Genomic DNA, 17490 nt, shown 5'->3' with positions numbered 1-17490 from the left:
AAAGCAAGAGACGAAGATCCGGATTCGGCGGTCCATGGCCGCCGAATACTAGCTGAGTCCTTGCCCGGGGCAAGCGGAGGGTAGTGGATTCATGGCTGACATAAAAATATAGTTTGTCTACAGTCTGACAGCGGGGACTATGCCCCGCTGTCAAAATTTATTTACCCTTTCATCTGTTTTTCGGCAATGTCCCCGACAATCGGCAATTTAAACCGTTCACCTTGATAAGCTTTGTACATACAAACGATCCAAAGAACAAATGCAATCGGACTGATCAGCGCGCTGAGAAGCCAACCGATAAACGGCACAAGCGACAAACCGATACTGATGACAAACAATCCGCCAAACAAGAAGACCGACTGAAACGCATGGAACCGGACAAACGAATTTTCTTTTTCAATAATGAGGAAAATGATACCCGTGACAAACGACAACAGATAAGCTAAGAGACCAGCAATGTTTTCATCCAAACCGGTAGACGTCTTCTTTTGACCTCCACCCATTTGATCATTTGGCGTTTCCATCATGATCCTCCTCTCCTATTATTAATTAGATTATACCATATTTGTAATAGAAATTAAGTCAAATCGCAAAATTTTCCGACAATTTCGCCTGTCTAATTTTTCCGTTATCATTTCACTTCTGTTGCACCGTGTCCTCAGTCGTGATATGTTTTGCATGGTTTACTATCATTAAGCATTTGAGGAGAGATGAGAGATGTTTCAAACAACAACGCCGCTGCGCGCCGGCTTAGTTATTGCCGCAGGAGCCGCTGTGCTGACTGCATGCGGAGGAGATGAGCAGAGTCAGTGGGAAGAGATTGAAGAAGAAGGCGTCCTGACTGTTGCCACCTCGGGGACACTGGCGCCGACGTCCTTTTACAGTGATGAATCGGATGAATTAACCGGTTTTGAAGTTGAATTAACCCGCGAAGCTGCCGATCGGCTTGGCTTGGACGTCGAATTTGATGAAATGGGCTTTGACGGAATGTTGACGTCGATAAATAACGGCCAGGTAGACTTGGCTGTTAACGATATAGACATTAACGAACAGCGTGAAGAACAGTTTCTCTTCACCGATCCGTATAAGTTCTCCTACGGAGCAATGATTGTTCGCGAAGACGATTATTCCGGGATCGAATCGATGGAAGATCTCGAAGGTAAACGTCACGGCGGAGCGGCGACTACGATTTATATGGAAATGGCGGAAGACTTGGGAGCTGAAGGCGTCACATACGAAAATGTGACAAACGATGTTTACCTGGAAAATGTTGAACGCGGCGAACTTGACTTTGTCATGAACGACTATTATTTGCAATCCATGGCTGCAGAACAGCTCGATCATATCGATGTGACCGTCCATCCGGAACTCTTTTATCATCCGAATAACCAAGCGATGATTTTAAAAGATGACAGCACAGAGCTTCAAGAAAACTTAAATGAAGTGCTCGCTGAAATGATGGAAGACGGAACAATCACGGAACTTTCCGAGCAATTTTTCGGCGGTCAGGATGTATCCGAAGAACCTGACGTCGATTTCGTTGATGTGCCGGATGTCGATGACCCTGCTGACGACGAATTGGATGATGCTTAATATTTTGTTAAAGGAGGCAGGAATATGACCGGTGTTCAATGGGAATATATTTTTGATTTCCAGCTGGCAATCGATTCCCTGCCTTTTATTATGCAAGGCATTTGGTATACGCTGTTTATTTCGATCGTCAGCATGGCGCTCGGGCTCGCCATGAGCCTTTTTCTTGCGCTCGCTCGCTCTTCGCATCGCTTTTATTTCCGCTGGCCGGCGCGCGTGTATATTTCCTTTATGCGCGGGGTACCGATTTTAATCATTTTGTTTTTGCTTTATTTCGGCTTCCCGTATATCAATATTGAATTCAATGCTGTCACCGCTGCGGTGATCGGCTTCAGTTTCAACAGCGCTGCGTATATGGCGGAAATTAACCGCTCCGCGATTGCAGCGGTGCCGAAAGGACAATGGGAATCAGCAAGGTCGCTCGGGTTCACATATCCGCTGATGATGCGGCGCATCGTCTTGCCGCAAGCGTTTCGCATAGCACTTCCGCCGCTTACAAACGTCGGTTTGGATCTGATTAAAGCTTCTTCCTTGGCGGCGATGATCAGCGTGCCGGAAATCTTTCAAATGGCGCGTACCGTTGCCGGGCGCGAATTGGATTATATGACGATGTTTATTCTTGTCGCGCTGATCTACTGGGCGATTTGCTCTGTGATGACATTGTTGCAAAACTACCTCGAACACCGCTATAAAAAATACGGCGAAATATCATAGACGAAAATAAAACCAGGGCGGAAATTCCGCCCTGGTTTTGTATGTTACTCTCCGCTCATGACATTGGTGAGCGGCGGGACAATTTGTTTTTTCCGCGATACGACGCCTTCAAGCAGCGCTTGATGATCATCCAGCGTGACGTTAAACGCTTGTTCTGCTGCAGCGGCTTTTTCACCGGTAATCAAGAGAACGGAGTTGTTCGTAAGAATATCCGTGACGGCCAAGGCAAAAAACCCGTAATTGTTTGCTTTAACCGCTTCATTCATCGCTGTTTCAACTTCACTTTTGCGATTTAACACGTCCGCGGTATCGACAACGTTTACTTGCGCGATTTTGACGGTATGATCTCCCATCGTAAATTCTTTCGCATCAAGCATCAGCAGTTCGTCAACAGATTTGCTGCTCATGTCCGCCCCTGCTTTCAGCATCTCCAAGCCGTATTGCTCTGCATCGGTTTCCGCTATTTCCGCGAGCTCTTTTGCCGCTTGAATATCTTCATCTGTGCATGTCGGCGATTTAAACAAGAGCGAATCAGAGATGATCGACGACAGCATTAATCCTGCGGTCGCTTTACTGATCGTTGCATCTTTTTCTTTAAACAGTTTCAACAAAATCGTCGCGGTGCACCCGACCGGCTCAGCCCGGTAATAGAGCGGGCCTTCCGTTTCGAAATTCGCAATACGGTGGTGATCGATCACTTCAATAACCGTTACATCATCAATATCCGGCGCGCTTTGCTGTTTCTCGTTATGGTCAACGAGAATGACCTCATTCGCTTCCGGCGCAACCTTTTCGACAAAGCGAGGTGCTTTCACGCCAAAAGTATCAAGCGCAAACTGTGTCTCCGCACCTACATCGCCGAGGCGGACGGCTTCGACATTTTCTCCTTGCTGCTGTTTTAAATCAGCATAAACAAGCGCTGAACAAATCGTATCCGTATCTGGGCTCTGGTGGCCAAACACCAGCACTTTTTCTTGACTCACACGGCAACACTCCTTCATTGGTCATTTAACAAGAACATTCTATCATCTCCATTTGCTAAGAACAATTGTCGTCCTGATTAAACCGTGGTAATCTGAATTTGCAAAAGTTTAACAAAAAAATGTCGGGAGATGTATCTTATGAAGCGGTTCTTTTTGTTGCTCACGCCATTTTTTTTGACTGCCTGCTGGGTGCAGAGTGAATCCTCTGCTGAAGAAAAGCTGCTCTTAGCGACGACGACAAGTACATATGACAGCGGACTTGTAGATGAGCTGATGCCTGAATTTAAGGAACGTTATGACGTTGATGTCGACATTATTTCCGTCGGCTCCGGAGAAGCTTTAATGATGGGCGCAAACGGCGAAGCGGATGCTCTTTTGACGCATGCTCCCGCAGACGAAGAAGAACTGGAAAAGCAAGGCGATGTTCTAAACCGTCAGCGTGTCATGTACAACGATTTTATTGTTGTCGGGCCTGAATCCGACCCTTCAGACTTACGCGGCCAACCTGTTCAAGATGCTTTTCAATCGATCTGCAACGACGGCGATACGCCGTTTTTTTCCCGCGGCGATGATTCAGGAACGCATAAACGTGAACTTGAACTGTGGGCTGACAGCGGCTTAGACCCACAAGGCAGCGATTATCAAGAAACCGGCCAAGGCATGGGCGACACGCTGAGGATAGCTGCCGAAAAAGAAGGGTACACGCTCACGGATCGGGGAACTTACCTTGCGCTTGAAGACTCATTAAATGATTTGACGATTATTACTGAAGGCGACGAAGAGCTGCGAAACATTTATCACGTAATGCAGGTCAACCCGGAAGCTTCAAAGCAAATCAACGCGCAAGCTGCCGAAGATTTTGTGGCATTTATGACCAGCGAAGATACACAATCAATTATTGAAGATTACGGCGAATCTGAATGGGGGGAACCTCTTTTCAGCCCTGATGCCGAGGAAGGATAACTGACGATGGAGCTCATTCTCAGCGGCCTGCGCGAAGCGGTCGATATGCTTGCAACCGGTGACAACGATATTTACCAGATTACGCTTTTGACGCTGCAAGTGTGCTTATTGTCAACGGTAATCAGCTCGGTTATCGGCATTCCGTTTGGGATGCTCCTTCGTTTCCGTTCATTTCGCGGAAAAAATATCATTTTGCTTATCAGCCATGCCGGCATGGGCCTCCCGCCGGTTGTAGCCGGGCTTTGGGTGACGATGCTCTTGTGGCGTTCAGGACCTCTCGGCGAGTGGGGATGGCTTTTTACCCCTAATGCGATCGTCATCGCACAAGTCGTCGTCTCTCTTCCGATTGTCGTATCACTTTCCTATGCCGCGTTCGGCAAAATAGATGACGGTACGAAACGGCAATTGCAAGCGCTCGGCCCGACGAACATTCAGCTGATAACCCTTTACCTCAAACAGGCGCAATTTGGTTTATGGGCTGCCGTTATGGCCGGTTTAGGCCGCGTGCTAGCCGAAGTCGGTGCGGCCATGATGGTCGGCGGAAATCTCCAAGGACAAACGCGTATCTTAACGACATCGATGGTGATGGAAGTTTCGCGCGGAAATTTTGATGTCGCTCTGGCGTTATCCTTCGTATTGATGCTTATTTCCATAGCCGTCACCTTGGTTCTCCTGCGTATGCAGCGAAAGGAGGTTCATTTATGAGCGAAGAATTGCGTTATGACCATTTAGTCTGTGTCAAAAACAAAGAAACGATTGTTTCACTCGATCACCTCAGCGTACATAAAGGCGATATTTACGGAATTATGGGGGCGAACGGCGCCGGCAAATCGACCCTGTTGCAGGCGATGGCGCTGCTCGACCCGCCTGCGGAAGGGTCCGTTGTTTTTCAGGGCAATTCGCTGCCGATCGAAAAGCCTCCGCTTGCTGTTCGCCGGCGCTGGGCGTGTGTTTTTCAGCAGGCGCACCGATTTGTCGGCTCTGTCTACGATAACGCCGCGCTCGGCCTGAAACTGCGGAAAATCCCCAAGAATGTCGTTCGTGAAAGAGTTATGCATTGGCTGGAAACGTTTCGGATCGGTCACCTGGCCGGTCAAAATGCCGGGTCGTTGTCGGGCGGCGAAGCGCAGCGTATGAATTTAGCCCGGGCTTTTGCGCTGGAACCGGATGTGCTTTTTCTTGATGAACCTTTTTCCGCGCTGGATTTTCCGACAAAAATTGCTTTGCTCCGCGACTTGCAAACGATCTTGAACGAAACGAAACAAACGACCTTTCTCGTCAGTCATGACTTGACTGACGTAGAGATGCTCGCCTCGCACTTAATGTTCATCCAAAACGGGACAGTTCATCAAACCGGCCGTTTACACGACGTGTTTCATGCGCCGAGCAAAGAGCTGAAAGGTTTCCTTCAGCCTTGGCGCACAGCCCGGAGCGCGGAACTGCACACACTTGAAGAGTCCACACCAAAAGACCGTTAAATTAACGGTCTCTAGGTGCAGCCAGTTTTGAGATGATGGCTGTAATTAAGACGAGCTGCTTTCTGTTGTCGCTTGTTCCGCTTTTTCCAACGCGTAATCCATATCAGCGATTAAATCCGCTGCCGATTCGATCCCGACAGAATAACGCAATAAACAATTGTCGACGCCGATCGCTTCGCGCACGTTTTGAGGGACATCTGCGTGCGTCTGCGTCGCCGGATACGTTAAGAGGCTTTCCACCCCGCCGAGACTTTCGGCAAATGTAATCAGCTCCAAGTTTCGCAAAAACGGATCAACGCACGCTTCATCGTTCACACGAAACGACAGCATCCCTCCGCGGCCGGGATAAATCACTTCACTTACCGACGCATGGCTTTCTAAGTACGCTGCAATTTCTTTTGCATTCTCCTCGTGCTGCTTCATCCGTACCGGCAATGTTTTGATCCCGCGCATGACAAGCCAGGAATCGTTTGGCGAGAGGATTTGTCCTGCGCTGTTTAAGGAAAAAGCTAACCGCTCGCAAAGCTTTTCGCCTTTAGCTGCGACGAGTCCGGCAATGACATCATTGTGTCCGGCCAAATATTTGGAAGCGCTGTGAATTACGATATCTGCCCCTTCGTCAATCGGTCGTTGAATAAGCGGAGTGTAAAACGTGTTATCAACGATTAAATAAAGGCCGTGTTCTTCAGCCATTTGTTTATAGACGGATAAATCTGCTTCTTGCATCAGCGGATTCGTAGGCGTCTCAATAAACAGCGCCTTTGTTTTTTCGGTAATCATTCGGCGAAACATGTCCGGGTTGCGCGGATCGCCGTATTGAAACGTCAGTCCCCACTTGCGCCAGCCTTCTTCAAAAAGACGGTACGTACCGCCGTAAATATCACTCGTCGCGACAATGTCATCGCCAGGTTCAAAAATCGTCAGGACAAGCTGAATCGCTGCCATCCCTGACGAACAGGCAAAGCCGCCGTCCCCGCCTTCTAATTCGGCAATCCCTTCTTCTAACAGCGCACGCGTCGGGTTTTTCGTCCGCGCATAATCATATCCTGTTGAGCAGCCGATCCCTTCGTGGCGATAAGCTGTAGAATGATAAATCGGCGCACTGACTGCGCCGGTTTTCTCATCGCTTCGATTGCCGATTTGTGTACAGATTGTTGCTACATTCCGTCTATTCATTATTTGACCCTCCACTCATTCCTTTACTGCTTTATTTAAGCAAACATTACTGTGCAAAAAAACTTCTTCCTACGTTGTAAGAAGAAGTTTTGCCGATGCGTTCCTTCTTCTTATCATCGCGGATCTCACACCGCAGGACTTAGCACCTGACTGCAAACAGCTGGTTGCTGAGATTTCTTCGGGCCTCTCCCTCCATCTCTCTCGATAAGAATTATGCATTTATTGTGACGAATAATGGCCTCCATTCTAAAAGATTCGTCACATAATTGCAACAACTTCTGCCGCTCTAAGCCCTAGGGCATCCATATTTTGAATTTTTTTTGAAAATTAAGGTTTCGAATTTCTAAAAGGTGGTATAGTTACCTTGCAACCGTTGAACATTTACTTTGCAACTATTACACATCAAACCTGCTTATTAATCATGCCTGTGTTCAGCAAAAAAAAAATGGGAGATGATTATTTTGAAGAAAACGAAATGGCTATCATCTGGTTTGGCAGCAGCGCTTGTTTTAAGTTTATTCGGCGGTTCAGTTAGCGCGGATTCACACGGGGACGACGATGCCATGGTGCGCGTATTCCACGGTTCACCGGACGCACCGGAAGTTGATGTGTATGTCAATGGCGATGCAGCTGTTGAAGGGGCAGGATTTGAAGATATTACCGACTATTTAGAACTCCCTGCAGGCGATCATGAAGTAGCGATTTTCCCTGCCGGTGAAGGCGGCGAAGGCGATCCGGTCGTTGAAGAAACCTTGACGGTAGAAGGCGGGCAATCGTACACAGTCGCAGCAACTGATTTACTGGACAACTTAACTTTGCAAGTTGTTGAAGACGACAACACAGTTGAAGAGGGCATGACCAAGATTCGCGTCGGCCACTTATCACCTGGAGCACCTGGTGTGGATGTCGGTTTGATTGGCGGCGACTCGCTGTTTGAAGGCGCAGAATTCTTCGCTGTCACAGATTACCTCGAGCTGGACCCAGACACGTATGATTTAGAGATCCGTGCAGCCGGAACAGAAGATCAAGTTTTTGACTTATCCGGAACTACGCTTGAAGCAGACACTGTTTACAGCGCGTTTGCTGTAGGTGAAGGCGTTGACGATTTGAATGTCGTTTTAATCGCCGATGCTGCTCATACAACACCGGATGAAATGCCTGCAACAGGCATGGGCGGAGCCTCCGAATCTTCTGTATGGCCTTTGGCTTTGACAATGCTTGCCGGCGGTGCAGTAGTGATTATTTACGCCCGTAAACGCTATGCTCACGAAGCGTAAAATCGTTTTAACCTGCTTGCTGATCATACTCTTCTCAGCAGGAGCCAGCACCGCCGGTCAGCAAGCCGGCCCGGTTTCCGATCACGTGCCTGCATCGTCTAACGATGCAGGCAGCGGAACCGACGAGCAAGAAAATGAGCAGCAGCTCAATAATGACACAAAAGTTAAACGCGAGACCGCGTCAACCGAAAGCGCAACATCTGCTGATGAACATGTTACAGATACACCGGCGATCGAGCCCGTATCTGTTAAGTCTGAAGGCATTACACCGCAATCAATTGCCATTCCTGCGCTCGAGATCGATGCATCGATTGAAGAAGTCGGTTTGACTGAAGAGCGAGAAATGGATGTTCCGACCGACGGCGACATTGTCGGCTGGTTTCATCAAGGTGCGAAACCCGGTGCACAAGGTAATGCTGTTTTAGCTGGACATGTCGATGATTTAAGCGGTCCGGCGATCTTTTATGACTTGCATAAACTTGAACCCGGTGATGAGATCATCATTGAAAGCGCCGACGGGGAGTCACTCACATTCGAAGTATCAAATATGGAGGTTTATCCGTATAACGATGCGCCTGTAGATGAACTGTTCGGTTCGTCTTCAGCGAAAAATCTCAATTTAATCACTTGTACCGGTGAATTCGATAATGAAGCGGGAACTCATAACGAACGCCTCGTCGTCTTCACTGAGTTAAAAGAGTAAACAAGCGTAAACGCGAGGCGTTTACGCTTGTTTTTATTGCTGTTCTCACTTTTGATATGATGGCAGTAATATCTTTACATTGGAGGTGCGCTCTATGAACCGCACGAAAAAATTAACAATTATGGCGATGCTGATTGCGATCGGCCTTGTCGCTTCGCAATTTATTTGGTTTCCCGCCGGTGTCGCCAGAGCTTACCCTGTTCAGCACGCCGTTAATGTCATCGCTGCTGTCTTATTAGGCACCGGTCCGGCTGTTCTGATTGCGTTTGCAATCGGATTGCTCCGCAATTTACTCGGGCTCGGAACTATTCTCGCTTTTCCGGGCGGACTCGTCGGCGCTTTATTTGCCGGGTTGGCTTATCGCTGGACGAAGAAACGATCGTCCGCTGTTGCCGGTGAGATTGTCGGCACAAGCGTGATCGGCGCACTTTTAGCCGCACCGATTGCGTGGTATTTTCTCGGTCATCCCGGCGGCGTGTTCTTTTTCGTGCCCGGATTTTTCGTCAGCAGTGTCGCCGGCGGCCTGATCGCCTGGTTTTTACTCAGCCGACTGCAGCCGCGGCTGGAACGAAACACACAATAAAGGGACTTTGCCGATATCAAGGCGCATGGAACGTTCCATGCGCCTTGACTTATCAATCATATAATTTTTGCAAATCAAATCGCGGAACAAGATCCGCTTTCATCGCGCGGCCTAATAGCGATTCAACGGCGGAAAATCCGTCTTCGCCCAGGTTTCGGCTGAATTCATTCACGTACAAATCAATGTGCGATTGCTGTACCTCCGGCGACATTTCTTGGGCGTGCGCTGCGATATAGTCGCTTGCCGCGGACGGGTTTAACCAGGCCGCGTCAACTGACTGGCGAATCCATCCGGTCAGCTTTTCTTTGTCGACGGCTCCGCGCCGAGCGATGATGGCTCCGAGCGGAATCGGAAAACCGGTGTCTTTTTCCCACCAATCCCCTAAATCTTCGAGCATCGACAGCCCGTACGTTTCGTACGTAAATCTTGCTTCATGAATCACAAGACCGGCATCGACCTTGCCGTCACGGACGGCCGGCATGATCTCCTCAAACGGCATGACAATAATTTCCCCGATCTCTCCGCTCAATTTTTGCTCTGTCCACAATCTAAACAACAGATAAGCGGTGGACCGGTCACTCGGAACAGCTATTTTTTTGCCTTCAAGATAAGCCGGTGTTTCCTTTTCCTTCGTTAACACGAGCGGGCCGACTCCGCGACCAAGCGCGCCGCCGCATGGAATGAGCGTGTAGTCATCAATGACGTAAGGCAGTGCAGCAAAGGAAATTTTCATCACTTCCGGACCGGCAAGATCTTGCGCCCAGTAATTGGTTTTGTCAATATCGGCATACGTTACGTTCACATCTGGAGCGTCTTCGACTTTACCGTGAACAAGCGCATGAAAAATAAACGTATCATTCGGACATGGGGAAAACGCGATATTTATCATACAGATAACTCCTTTAGTATATGAGCGGCTGCTTTTGTTAACACGTCAAACGCTTCTTGCAAGCGCCATTCATCTTTATTTCTTAGACCAATATAATTGGAAACGGCGCGGACTTCCACCGCCGGGATGCGCATTTCTTGCGCTGCTGTCATAATGCCGAAACCTTCCATCGCTTCGGCAGACCCTTCCGGAATCCGGTGCTGGAGCTCGGTCCGGGTTTCTTCGGTGCCGGTCACTGTCGAGAGCGTGAGGATAACACCTTCATGTACTGTCATGTCCCCGGCCAAACCTAAACGGCTGCTCAGACGATTGAATAACGGATGATCAGGATACACGTTGGCTGTCGCAAAACCAAGCTCATCAATCGGTTTAAATCCGTCCGGCGATTCGAAGCCAAGATCTGCCGCACAGCTCGCCGTCCCGATCACCGCATCGCCGATCGCCGTTTGATCAGGCATACCGCCGGCAATACCCATGTTAATCACAGCACCGTATGAAGCTTTATGCAGCTGCTTTACCGTATTAACCGCAGCGATGACCGGGCCGACACCGGCAGCAATCACATCAACGCGTTCATTTGAACCGATTCCGGCCTCAATTGCTTTTTTTTCCGCTTCTACCGATGTGACGATCAAAATGTTTCCTTTTATATTTTCTGTCATCATTACAATCTCCTTCTTCATTCGCTGACCTAATTTCTCATCCAGTGTATCAATTTGCTCGCCGAGTGCAAACGATCGTGCCTTAAATCTTCCAGTTCGGACCTGCCTTCTGACTAAATTTGGACAAAAATCTTAGAAAATCATGCGTTTTAATCCTATTAAAAAGGTGAATCGGTTATAATGGTAAATGGTTTTGTTAACGAAGGAGGACTCCCAGTGAATGAACTGATCTATTTAACGATATTTCTCATTGGTGCATTAGCTATCGGCATGACAGAAAAATACCGCTTAAACAAACGGACGCTGAATATTCCCGACCGTATTTTAGTCAACGGCATCCGCGGAAAGTCAACGGTTACACGGCTTGTGACCGGGATTTTAAAAGAAGACGGCCGGCGCGTTGCCGGTAAGACAACCGGTACATCCCCGCGGCTCTTCTATTGGACAGACGAAGAAGAAACACCGATTATTCGCAGCCTTCAGGGACCGAACATCTCTGAACAAAAATACATTACAAAAGAAATCGAAGACCGCAATCTCGACAGCCTCGTCACCGAGTGCATGGCGGTAAACCCGGATTATCAGCTCGTTTTTCAGAAATCTTTCGTAAAAGCCGGGATTACGGTTATTACCAATGTGATGGAAGACCATCTTGATTCGATGGGACCGACAGTCCATCAAATTGCCGAAGCGTTCGCGCAGACGATCCCGCATAACGGCACTGTAATTATGCCCCCTTCTGACTATGAACGCTTTTTCCAGAAGGAAGCGGAGGAAAAGGGCAGCCGGCTTGTCATTGCTGACCCGTCGCAAGTCGATGAAGCTTACCTCGAAAAATTTCCTTACATGATGTTCGCTGAAAACGTCGCATTAGGTCTCGCTGTCGCAGACGTCATGGAAATTGATCATGAGACTGCCTTGGCCGGCATGCTGAACGCCCCGGTTGACCCGGGTGCAATGATCGTCCATGCCTTCGGCGATGACAAACAGCCGAACATGTTTTACAACGGCTTTGCTGCCAATGATGCTACTTCTACGTTAAACATTTGGGAACGCATCGCCAATGAAGGCGCGATCAACCGCTACCAAACGGTGATTATGAACTGCCGTGATGACCGGGTGGACCGGACGATGCAATTCGCTGAAGATGTGCTGCCATATATTGAAGCTGATGAACTGATTCTCAGCGGCCGGAGCGTCAAACCGATCATGACCGCCTATGAAGAAGGCAAACTGCCGTTTCGCAAGGTTACAAATATGGAACGGATGAAAGCTGACGAAATCATTGATTATTTGCAAACCTTGCCGAAACCGCTGCTCGTCTACGGCATCGGCAACATTCACGGCGGGGGCGAAGAGCTGACAGATGAATTTCTTCAATTGCCGCTGGAAGCCTCTGCGTCAAAAAAAAATGACTTGTCCAGTTATACCGGGCGCGAATACAGAGAAGGAGTGACGAAATAACATGTTTGGAACTGACTTATACATCGCCATCGTACTCGGTGTGCTTTTATCGTTATTATATGCAGAAAGAACCGGCATCGTTCCGGCCGGACTCGTTGTGCCCGGCTATCTGGCGTTGGTGTTTGATCAAATCATCTTTGTCTTAACCGTTGTCGTGATAAGTATCATTACCTACTTATTTGTTACGCAAGTGATCGGCCGGCTGTCTGTCTTGTACGGACGCAGAAAATTCGCTGCGATGCTGACCGTCGGAGTCGTGCTGAAAATGACCTTTGACTATACGGTGCCGATCGTTCCGTTTGAGGTCGTTGAGCTCAGGGGCATCGGTGTTATCGTTCCTGGGCTGATTGCCAACTCGATTCATAAACAAGGTGTACTGCCTACCATATCGTCGACATTTATCATCTCTTTTGCCACCTTTCTGTTGATTTCTCTTTACCATTTGATATAAAAAGGAGTTTGCACCATGTCTGATGAACTCTCGAAATACGAAAAACGCAAACTGAAAATTCATTGGCACCGGCAGCGGGCAGTAAAGCATTCGTTAATTACGCTCGGCATTCTTGCCGTTCCCTTTTTCGGCTCGCAATGGATTTTTTCCTCCGACGAACCGCCGGACGAAACAAGAAGCGATGACGTCGACTACCGCGTCTCAATGGTCGGCGACATGATGATGGGCCGCCATATTGAAGACGTTGCAATGCAAAGCGGCTATACAAACGAAGAAGGCCAGCCGGTTTTTGACCACTTGTTTGAGTACGTCCGTCCCCACTTCGAAGAATCCGACTACACAACCGGGAATTTCGAAGCGGCGGTGATGGATCCGGAAGATATCCAAGCCGGTTACGGAAATATTCTCAACAAAGAACAATATCAAAATTTTGTCGCCGAAGAAGATGAAAAATACGTTGAGGAAGGCTATGAGGATTACACAGAAGAGAGGCAAGAAGCTTTAGAACAGGCCGCTTTAGCACAAGAAACTGATGCAGATAACGGCGGATTTGATGTCGAAAGAACGATCCGCAACTGGGTAGAAGCAGCAGGCGATCCAGTGTATGTCGGCGACCTTCCCGGTGAAGATGTGATCGAAGCGGCTGAATTTTACGATAAAGACATCCACCTTTATTCACAGCCGACCTCCCTCGATGCTGTTATCGATGCCGACTTCGACTCGATCAATTTTGCAAACAATCATACAATGGATTACAGCAACTTATCATTTGAAGAGACGATGAGGCACTTAGAGAATCGCGAGATTGCATCGCTCGGAATCGGCGAGGACAGTGATGAAGCAGCGGAGATGGATTATTTTGATGTCGCTGATGACGTGCGCGTCGGAATTTTTGGGCGAACAGATTCTTTTATGGAGGAAAATTTTCCAGCTCAATCCAATGTAAGTGGTGTATTTACCACCCTGAATCGGAGCATGAGTGATTCTGAACTCATCAACCTAATTGACGAAATAAAAATTGATAACAGCGAAGGCTCAGCTCCACGAGACACACAAATTGAAGAAAGTGATGACGATGAATATGCAGATATCGTAATGGCCCATATGCACTGGGGCGATGAATATCAAGTCGGCTATAATGAAGAACAAGAAGAGTTGGCAAATATAATGGTGGAGGCGGGTGTCGATGTGATTATCGGTCATCACTCGCACGTGCTTGAACCCGTCAGTATTGTACGCTCCGGCGGAAACGTCGGCATTGTTATTAACAGTTTGGGAAACTTCGTCTTTGACCAGGGCTGGACGCGGACAAAAGAAACGGCGATCGCGCAGCTCGACTTTCTCGAAGATGGTTCAAAAGAACTGGCCTTTGTCCCAATGGATATTGCGGAAGGAGCGCCACGTGAAACGAGCGGGATTACGAGTTTCTATGAGAATTTCCGCATCTTCCGCTCCTTAAGAAAAGACCTTGATTCTGATATTTGGGACGTCCGCGACGGTCGTTTAGTCATTGATTTAGATGAAGCTGGAGTACTTAGCGAGGTGGACCACACATCATGAACCATTATAAAAAAGACTTAAAACGGACGTACATTTTATCAATTGTGATCTTACCGCTCCTTATTGCCTGGAATTTTGATGAGGTTAACACCCTTTTCGACCCATTCCGCGATCCGTATGCGGGCGGTGATTCACGCGAGTTTGAAGACGAAGCGATTGACATTGCCGGAAATGACAATGGCAGTACACAAAATCAAACCGAAAACAATATTGATTCAGAAACGGGCTCCGTTTCTGATGCTCCTGAACCTGGAGTTTATGGTGTCAGTTCTGCCCACCCGCTCGCTGTTGAAGAAGGAATGGACGTTTTAGAAGACGGTGGCAATGCTGTTGATGCCGCGGTCGCTGTCTCGTTCACACTCGGCGTTGTCGAACCGTATGGATCGGGCCTCGGCGGCGGCGGCAGCATGTTAATTCATGATCCGGATGAAGGGATTGTCAATTACGACTACCGTGAAGCCGCTCCGGAAAGCGCGCAGACTCTCGAAGACGTTCCAGAACGTGGCATGGCAGTACCCGGGTTTGTCAAAGGGATGGAAACCGTTTATGAAGAAATGGGAAGCGGCGAGAAAGAGTGGGAACAACTCTTGGCAGCAACCGATGACTATGTCGATGACGGCTATCAAGTCGATGAAGTATTTGCTGACCAAATCAGCAGTTACCACCGAACCTTAGATTTTAGTTCAGCAGACGGCGGTAACAGTGACGAGGAGGAGTATACTCGATACGGAGAGCCTGTCGGCATTAACGATACGATACAGCCCGATGCGCTCGCTGATACTTTGGAACGGTTGAAAGCGGGAGGCTCTGAAGAATTTTATGAGGGCGAACTCGCCGAATCGCTCGCCGAAACGATGAATATTCCTGTCGACGATTTAGCATCGTACGAAGTCCATCGCACCGAAGGAGAGGAAGTCGCTTCTGGGACATGGGAGCCGTATGATTATGACGGTGAAAGTCGGGAGCAGACGATTTACGGCAGTCCCTCGCCTGCATCGAGTACGATTGTAATCCAAGCCTTACAGATGGCTTCCAGACTCGACCTTACAGAGCTTATTGAAATACTGGAAGGAGATAATGAGGATTACGAAGAAGAAATTGAGAATGTTTCAGCACTGCTTGCCTCTGAACTCGACGGCCTGGAAGAAGACGACAAGATCGAAGTTGGCCACTTGGCACACAGTGAAGAAACAGAAGCTCATTACTACCATCTGATGAGTGAAATTACTGATGCTGTCTATTCTGACCGTTTAGGAACACTGGGCGATCCGCAATTTGATGAGATCGACCATCAAGAATTGAACAGTGAAGCTTATATTAACAATCTTATTGACGATGTAGAAATGAACCCTTATGCCCTCTCAGAGCAACTCAGAGATGGCGAAATCGATGAAGATGAACTGGATGAAAACGAACCTGTTGAAGAAGACCCGGATACAACAGCAGCGATCAGCGACGAAACTCAAACCGACCTTGACGATCCCGGCAACACGACGCATTTCGTGATTGTTGATGATGAGGGTCGCATGGTTTCGGCTACACACTCGTTAGGGGAATTTTTCGGTTCGGGCGTTTATAACGATGGTTATTTTATCAATAATCAAACCGATAACTTCAGTGAAAACGAAGACTCGATGAACCGGTACGAACCGGGCAAACGTCCGCGGACATTTGTATCACCGATGATTTTCACAGAAACGGTCAACTATGAAAACGAAGAATATGAAGTTCCTTCGCTTGGATTTGGTTCACCGGGCGGAAGTCGAATACCGGCTATGCAGTTCCAAACTGCAATGGAGTATCAATATGGCCAAGAAGATGGAGAAGCGCTGTCGCTTCAAGAAGCGATTATGCAGCCGCGCTTCTACACGGACGGGAATATTTTATATACTGAAGAACAGCTGGGCAATGACTATGCGCGCGAAATTTTGCAATACAGTCCTGTTGATGATCCTGCGTTTAATCCTGACAACGTTAATGAAGAGGATTTTCAAATGGGCTACGATTACAACGTTCAGGGCTACGCTGACTCACTGCTCTTTTACGGCGGGATTCAAGGCCTTGGATTCTCTCACAGCTCGGACAATCCCTATGAAGGAATATACGGCGGCGGCGATGAACGCCGAAACGGCTCTTGGGGCATCCGCGAAGCTGAGTAATAAAAACGAAAAAAACAGCCGGGAACTTTTCCCGGCTGTTTTTTGATCCGTTACATAAAAAATTGTTGCTGCGATAAGCATTCTCCTTGCTTACTAAAATAAAGTAATTTATAATACGTAAGTGTTGTTAATGACAACCGCTATTTACTTTAGAAACGAAAGGAAGATGCATTTTATGGCAAACGTACTTTACATTACCGCTCATCCTCTGACGGAGGATCAGTCGTTCAGTCTCGCAACAGGAAAAGCGTTTCTCGATCAATACGTATCGGACAATCCTCACGATCAGGTCACTCATGTCGATTTATACAAGGAGTACATCCCGGAAGTAGATGCGGATGTGTTAAGCGGCTGGGGCAAACTCGGCAACGGGGAAGATTTCTCCTCATTAACTGAAGCTGAACAAACGAAAGTCGCCCGTCTCGGCGAATTGAATGAACAGTTTATTGCAAATGATAAATACGTCTTCGTTACACCGCTCTGGAACTTCACGTTCCCGCCGGTATTAAAAGCTTATATGGACGCCGTTGCTGTCCCGGGCAAATGCTTCCGCTACACAGAAAACGGCCCGGAAGGCCTGTTAACCGACAAGAAAGCGGTGCATATCCAAGCCCGCGGCGGCATTTACAGCGAAGGCCCGGCAGCTGAGATGGAAATGGGGCACCGATTTATTGCAACGATGATGGGCTTTTTCGGCGTTCCGTCCGTTGATCACGTCGTCGCAGAAGGACACAGCATGCAGCCTGATCAAGCGCAAGAGATCAAAACCCAGGCGATTGCTGAAGCGAAAGAACTCGCACAGACATTTTAATGATCCGCAAAATAATAAAGAGCGGCG

18 protein-coding genes and 1 riboswitch are annotated in these 17490 nt (G+C 48.2%); of the genes, 13 read left to right on the top strand and 5 right to left on the bottom strand.

Going from position 1 to position 17490, the window contains the following annotated elements:
• Positions 1-161: 161 nt before the first annotated feature.
• Complete coding sequence (locus EDD67_RS10575; RefSeq protein WP_242006028.1) at positions 162-524, bottom strand: DUF4870 domain-containing protein; 363 nt, start codon at positions 522-524, stop codon at positions 162-164.
• Between the two features lie 193 nt (positions 525-717).
• Between EDD67_RS10575 and EDD67_RS10570 the strand changes: the two genes are divergently transcribed.
• Together EDD67_RS10570 and EDD67_RS10565 are read left to right on the top strand one after the other, a co-directional pair.
• Complete coding sequence (locus EDD67_RS10570) at positions 718-1593, top strand: transporter substrate-binding domain-containing protein (RefSeq protein ID WP_121439993.1); 876 nt, start codon at positions 718-720, stop codon at positions 1591-1593.
• Positions 1594-1617: 24 nt separating this feature from the next.
• Positions 1618-2304 carry an amino acid ABC transporter permease gene (locus tag EDD67_RS10565; protein ID WP_121439992.1) on the top strand — a complete coding sequence of 229 codons (687 nt, stop codon included), beginning with the start codon at positions 1618-1620 and terminating at the stop codon, positions 2302-2304.
• 44 nt (positions 2305-2348) lie between these two features.
• On the opposite strand, the gene EDD67_RS10560 is transcribed toward EDD67_RS10565, so the two are convergent.
• Complete coding sequence (locus EDD67_RS10560) at positions 2349-3287, bottom strand: manganese-dependent inorganic pyrophosphatase (RefSeq protein WP_242006027.1); 939 nt, start codon at positions 3285-3287, stop codon at positions 2349-2351.
• 138 nt (positions 3288-3425) lie between these two features.
• On the opposite strand from EDD67_RS10560, the gene EDD67_RS10555 reads away from it, so the two are divergent.
• From EDD67_RS10555 to EDD67_RS10545, 3 genes are read left to right on the top strand one after another with little or no spacing between them, the layout of a single operon-like run.
• Positions 3426-4250 carry an ABC transporter substrate-binding protein gene (locus tag EDD67_RS10555; protein ID WP_199739602.1) on the top strand — a complete coding sequence of 275 codons (825 nt, stop codon included), beginning with the start codon at positions 3426-3428 and terminating at the stop codon, positions 4248-4250.
• 6 nt (positions 4251-4256) lie between these two features.
• Entirely contained in the window at positions 4257-4955 is a 699-nt protein-coding gene (locus EDD67_RS10550) for an ABC transporter permease (RefSeq protein ID WP_093072463.1), read from the top strand.
• On the top strand, positions 4952-5728 hold the full coding sequence (locus EDD67_RS10545) for an ATP-binding cassette domain-containing protein (protein ID WP_121439989.1): 777 nt from the start codon (positions 4952-4954) through the stop codon (positions 5726-5728). The genes EDD67_RS10550 and EDD67_RS10545 overlap by 4 nt, the downstream gene beginning before the upstream one ends.
• Before the next feature lie 45 nt (positions 5729-5773).
• Here the strand turns inward: EDD67_RS10545 and EDD67_RS10540 are convergent, their stop codons facing one another.
• A complete protein-coding gene (locus EDD67_RS10540) occupies positions 5774-6904 on the bottom strand; it encodes a methionine biosynthesis PLP-dependent protein (RefSeq protein WP_121439988.1) in 1131 nt (376 codons plus the stop codon).
• 107 nt (positions 6905-7011) lie between these two features.
• A riboswitch (SAM riboswitch) is annotated at positions 7012-7115 on the bottom strand.
• A gap of 241 nt (positions 7116-7356) precedes the next feature.
• On the opposite strand from EDD67_RS10540, the gene EDD67_RS10535 reads away from it, so the two are divergent.
• The 3 genes from EDD67_RS10535 to thiW all read left to right on the top strand — a co-directional run bounded on the left by EDD67_RS10535 (position 7357) and on the right by thiW (position 9467).
• A complete protein-coding gene (locus EDD67_RS10535; RefSeq protein WP_371859258.1) occupies positions 7357-8181 on the top strand; it encodes a DUF4397 domain-containing protein in 825 nt (274 codons plus the stop codon).
• Complete coding sequence (locus EDD67_RS10530; protein WP_121439986.1) at positions 8165-8884, top strand: class F sortase; 720 nt, start codon at positions 8165-8167, stop codon at positions 8882-8884. The genes EDD67_RS10535 and EDD67_RS10530 overlap by 17 nt, the downstream gene beginning before the upstream one ends.
• Positions 8885-8978: 94 nt before the next feature.
• Positions 8979-9467, top strand: coding sequence for an energy coupling factor transporter S component ThiW (gene thiW, locus EDD67_RS10525; protein ID WP_093072459.1), 489 nt, complete (start codon positions 8979-8981; stop codon positions 9465-9467).
• Positions 9468-9519: 52 nt separating this feature from the next.
• On the opposite strand, the gene EDD67_RS10520 is transcribed toward thiW, so the two are convergent.
• A complete protein-coding gene (locus EDD67_RS10520; protein WP_121440049.1) occupies positions 9520-10353 on the bottom strand; it encodes a 1,4-dihydroxy-6-naphtoate synthase in 834 nt (277 codons plus the stop codon).
• Positions 10353-11018 carry a futalosine hydrolase gene (locus tag EDD67_RS10515; RefSeq protein ID WP_242006025.1) on the bottom strand — a complete coding sequence of 222 codons (666 nt, stop codon included), beginning with the start codon at positions 11016-11018 and terminating at the stop codon, positions 10353-10355. Before EDD67_RS10515 ends, EDD67_RS10520 begins: the two co-directional genes overlap by 1 nt.
• 225 nt (positions 11019-11243) lie before the next feature.
• On the opposite strand from EDD67_RS10515, the gene pgsB reads away from it, so the two are divergent.
• From pgsB to EDD67_RS10490, 5 genes are all read left to right on the top strand, one after another.
• On the top strand, positions 11244-12482 hold the full coding sequence (pgsB, locus tag EDD67_RS10510; RefSeq protein WP_371859259.1) for a poly-gamma-glutamate synthase PgsB: 1239 nt from the start codon (positions 11244-11246) through the stop codon (positions 12480-12482).
• A 1-nt stretch (position 12483) separates the two neighbouring features.
• Positions 12484-12933 (top strand): poly-gamma-glutamate biosynthesis protein PgsC, encoded by a 450-nt coding sequence (gene pgsC, locus EDD67_RS10505; RefSeq protein ID WP_121439983.1) that lies wholly within the window; start codon positions 12484-12486, stop codon positions 12931-12933.
• Positions 12934-12948: 15 nt separating this feature from the next.
• Positions 12949-14493, top strand: coding sequence for a CapA family protein (locus EDD67_RS10500; RefSeq protein ID WP_121439982.1), 1545 nt, complete (start codon positions 12949-12951; stop codon positions 14491-14493).
• Positions 14490-16652 (top strand): gamma-glutamyltransferase, encoded by a 2163-nt coding sequence (locus tag EDD67_RS10495; protein WP_121439981.1) that lies wholly within the window; start codon positions 14490-14492, stop codon positions 16650-16652. The genes EDD67_RS10500 and EDD67_RS10495 overlap by 4 nt, the downstream gene beginning before the upstream one ends.
• Positions 16653-16827: 175 nt before the next feature.
• Positions 16828-17463, top strand: coding sequence for an FMN-dependent NADH-azoreductase (locus EDD67_RS10490; RefSeq protein ID WP_121439980.1), 636 nt, complete (start codon positions 16828-16830; stop codon positions 17461-17463).
• Positions 17464-17490 lie beyond the last annotated feature (27 nt).

This window comes from Salisediminibacterium halotolerans, assembly GCF_003814815.1.
Taxonomy (GTDB): Bacteria; Bacillota; Bacilli; order Bacillales; family Salisediminibacteriaceae; genus Salisediminibacterium; species Salisediminibacterium halotolerans.
Note: the sequence above shows the minus strand (reverse complement) of the source record. Positions and strands in the feature narration are given on the sequence as shown.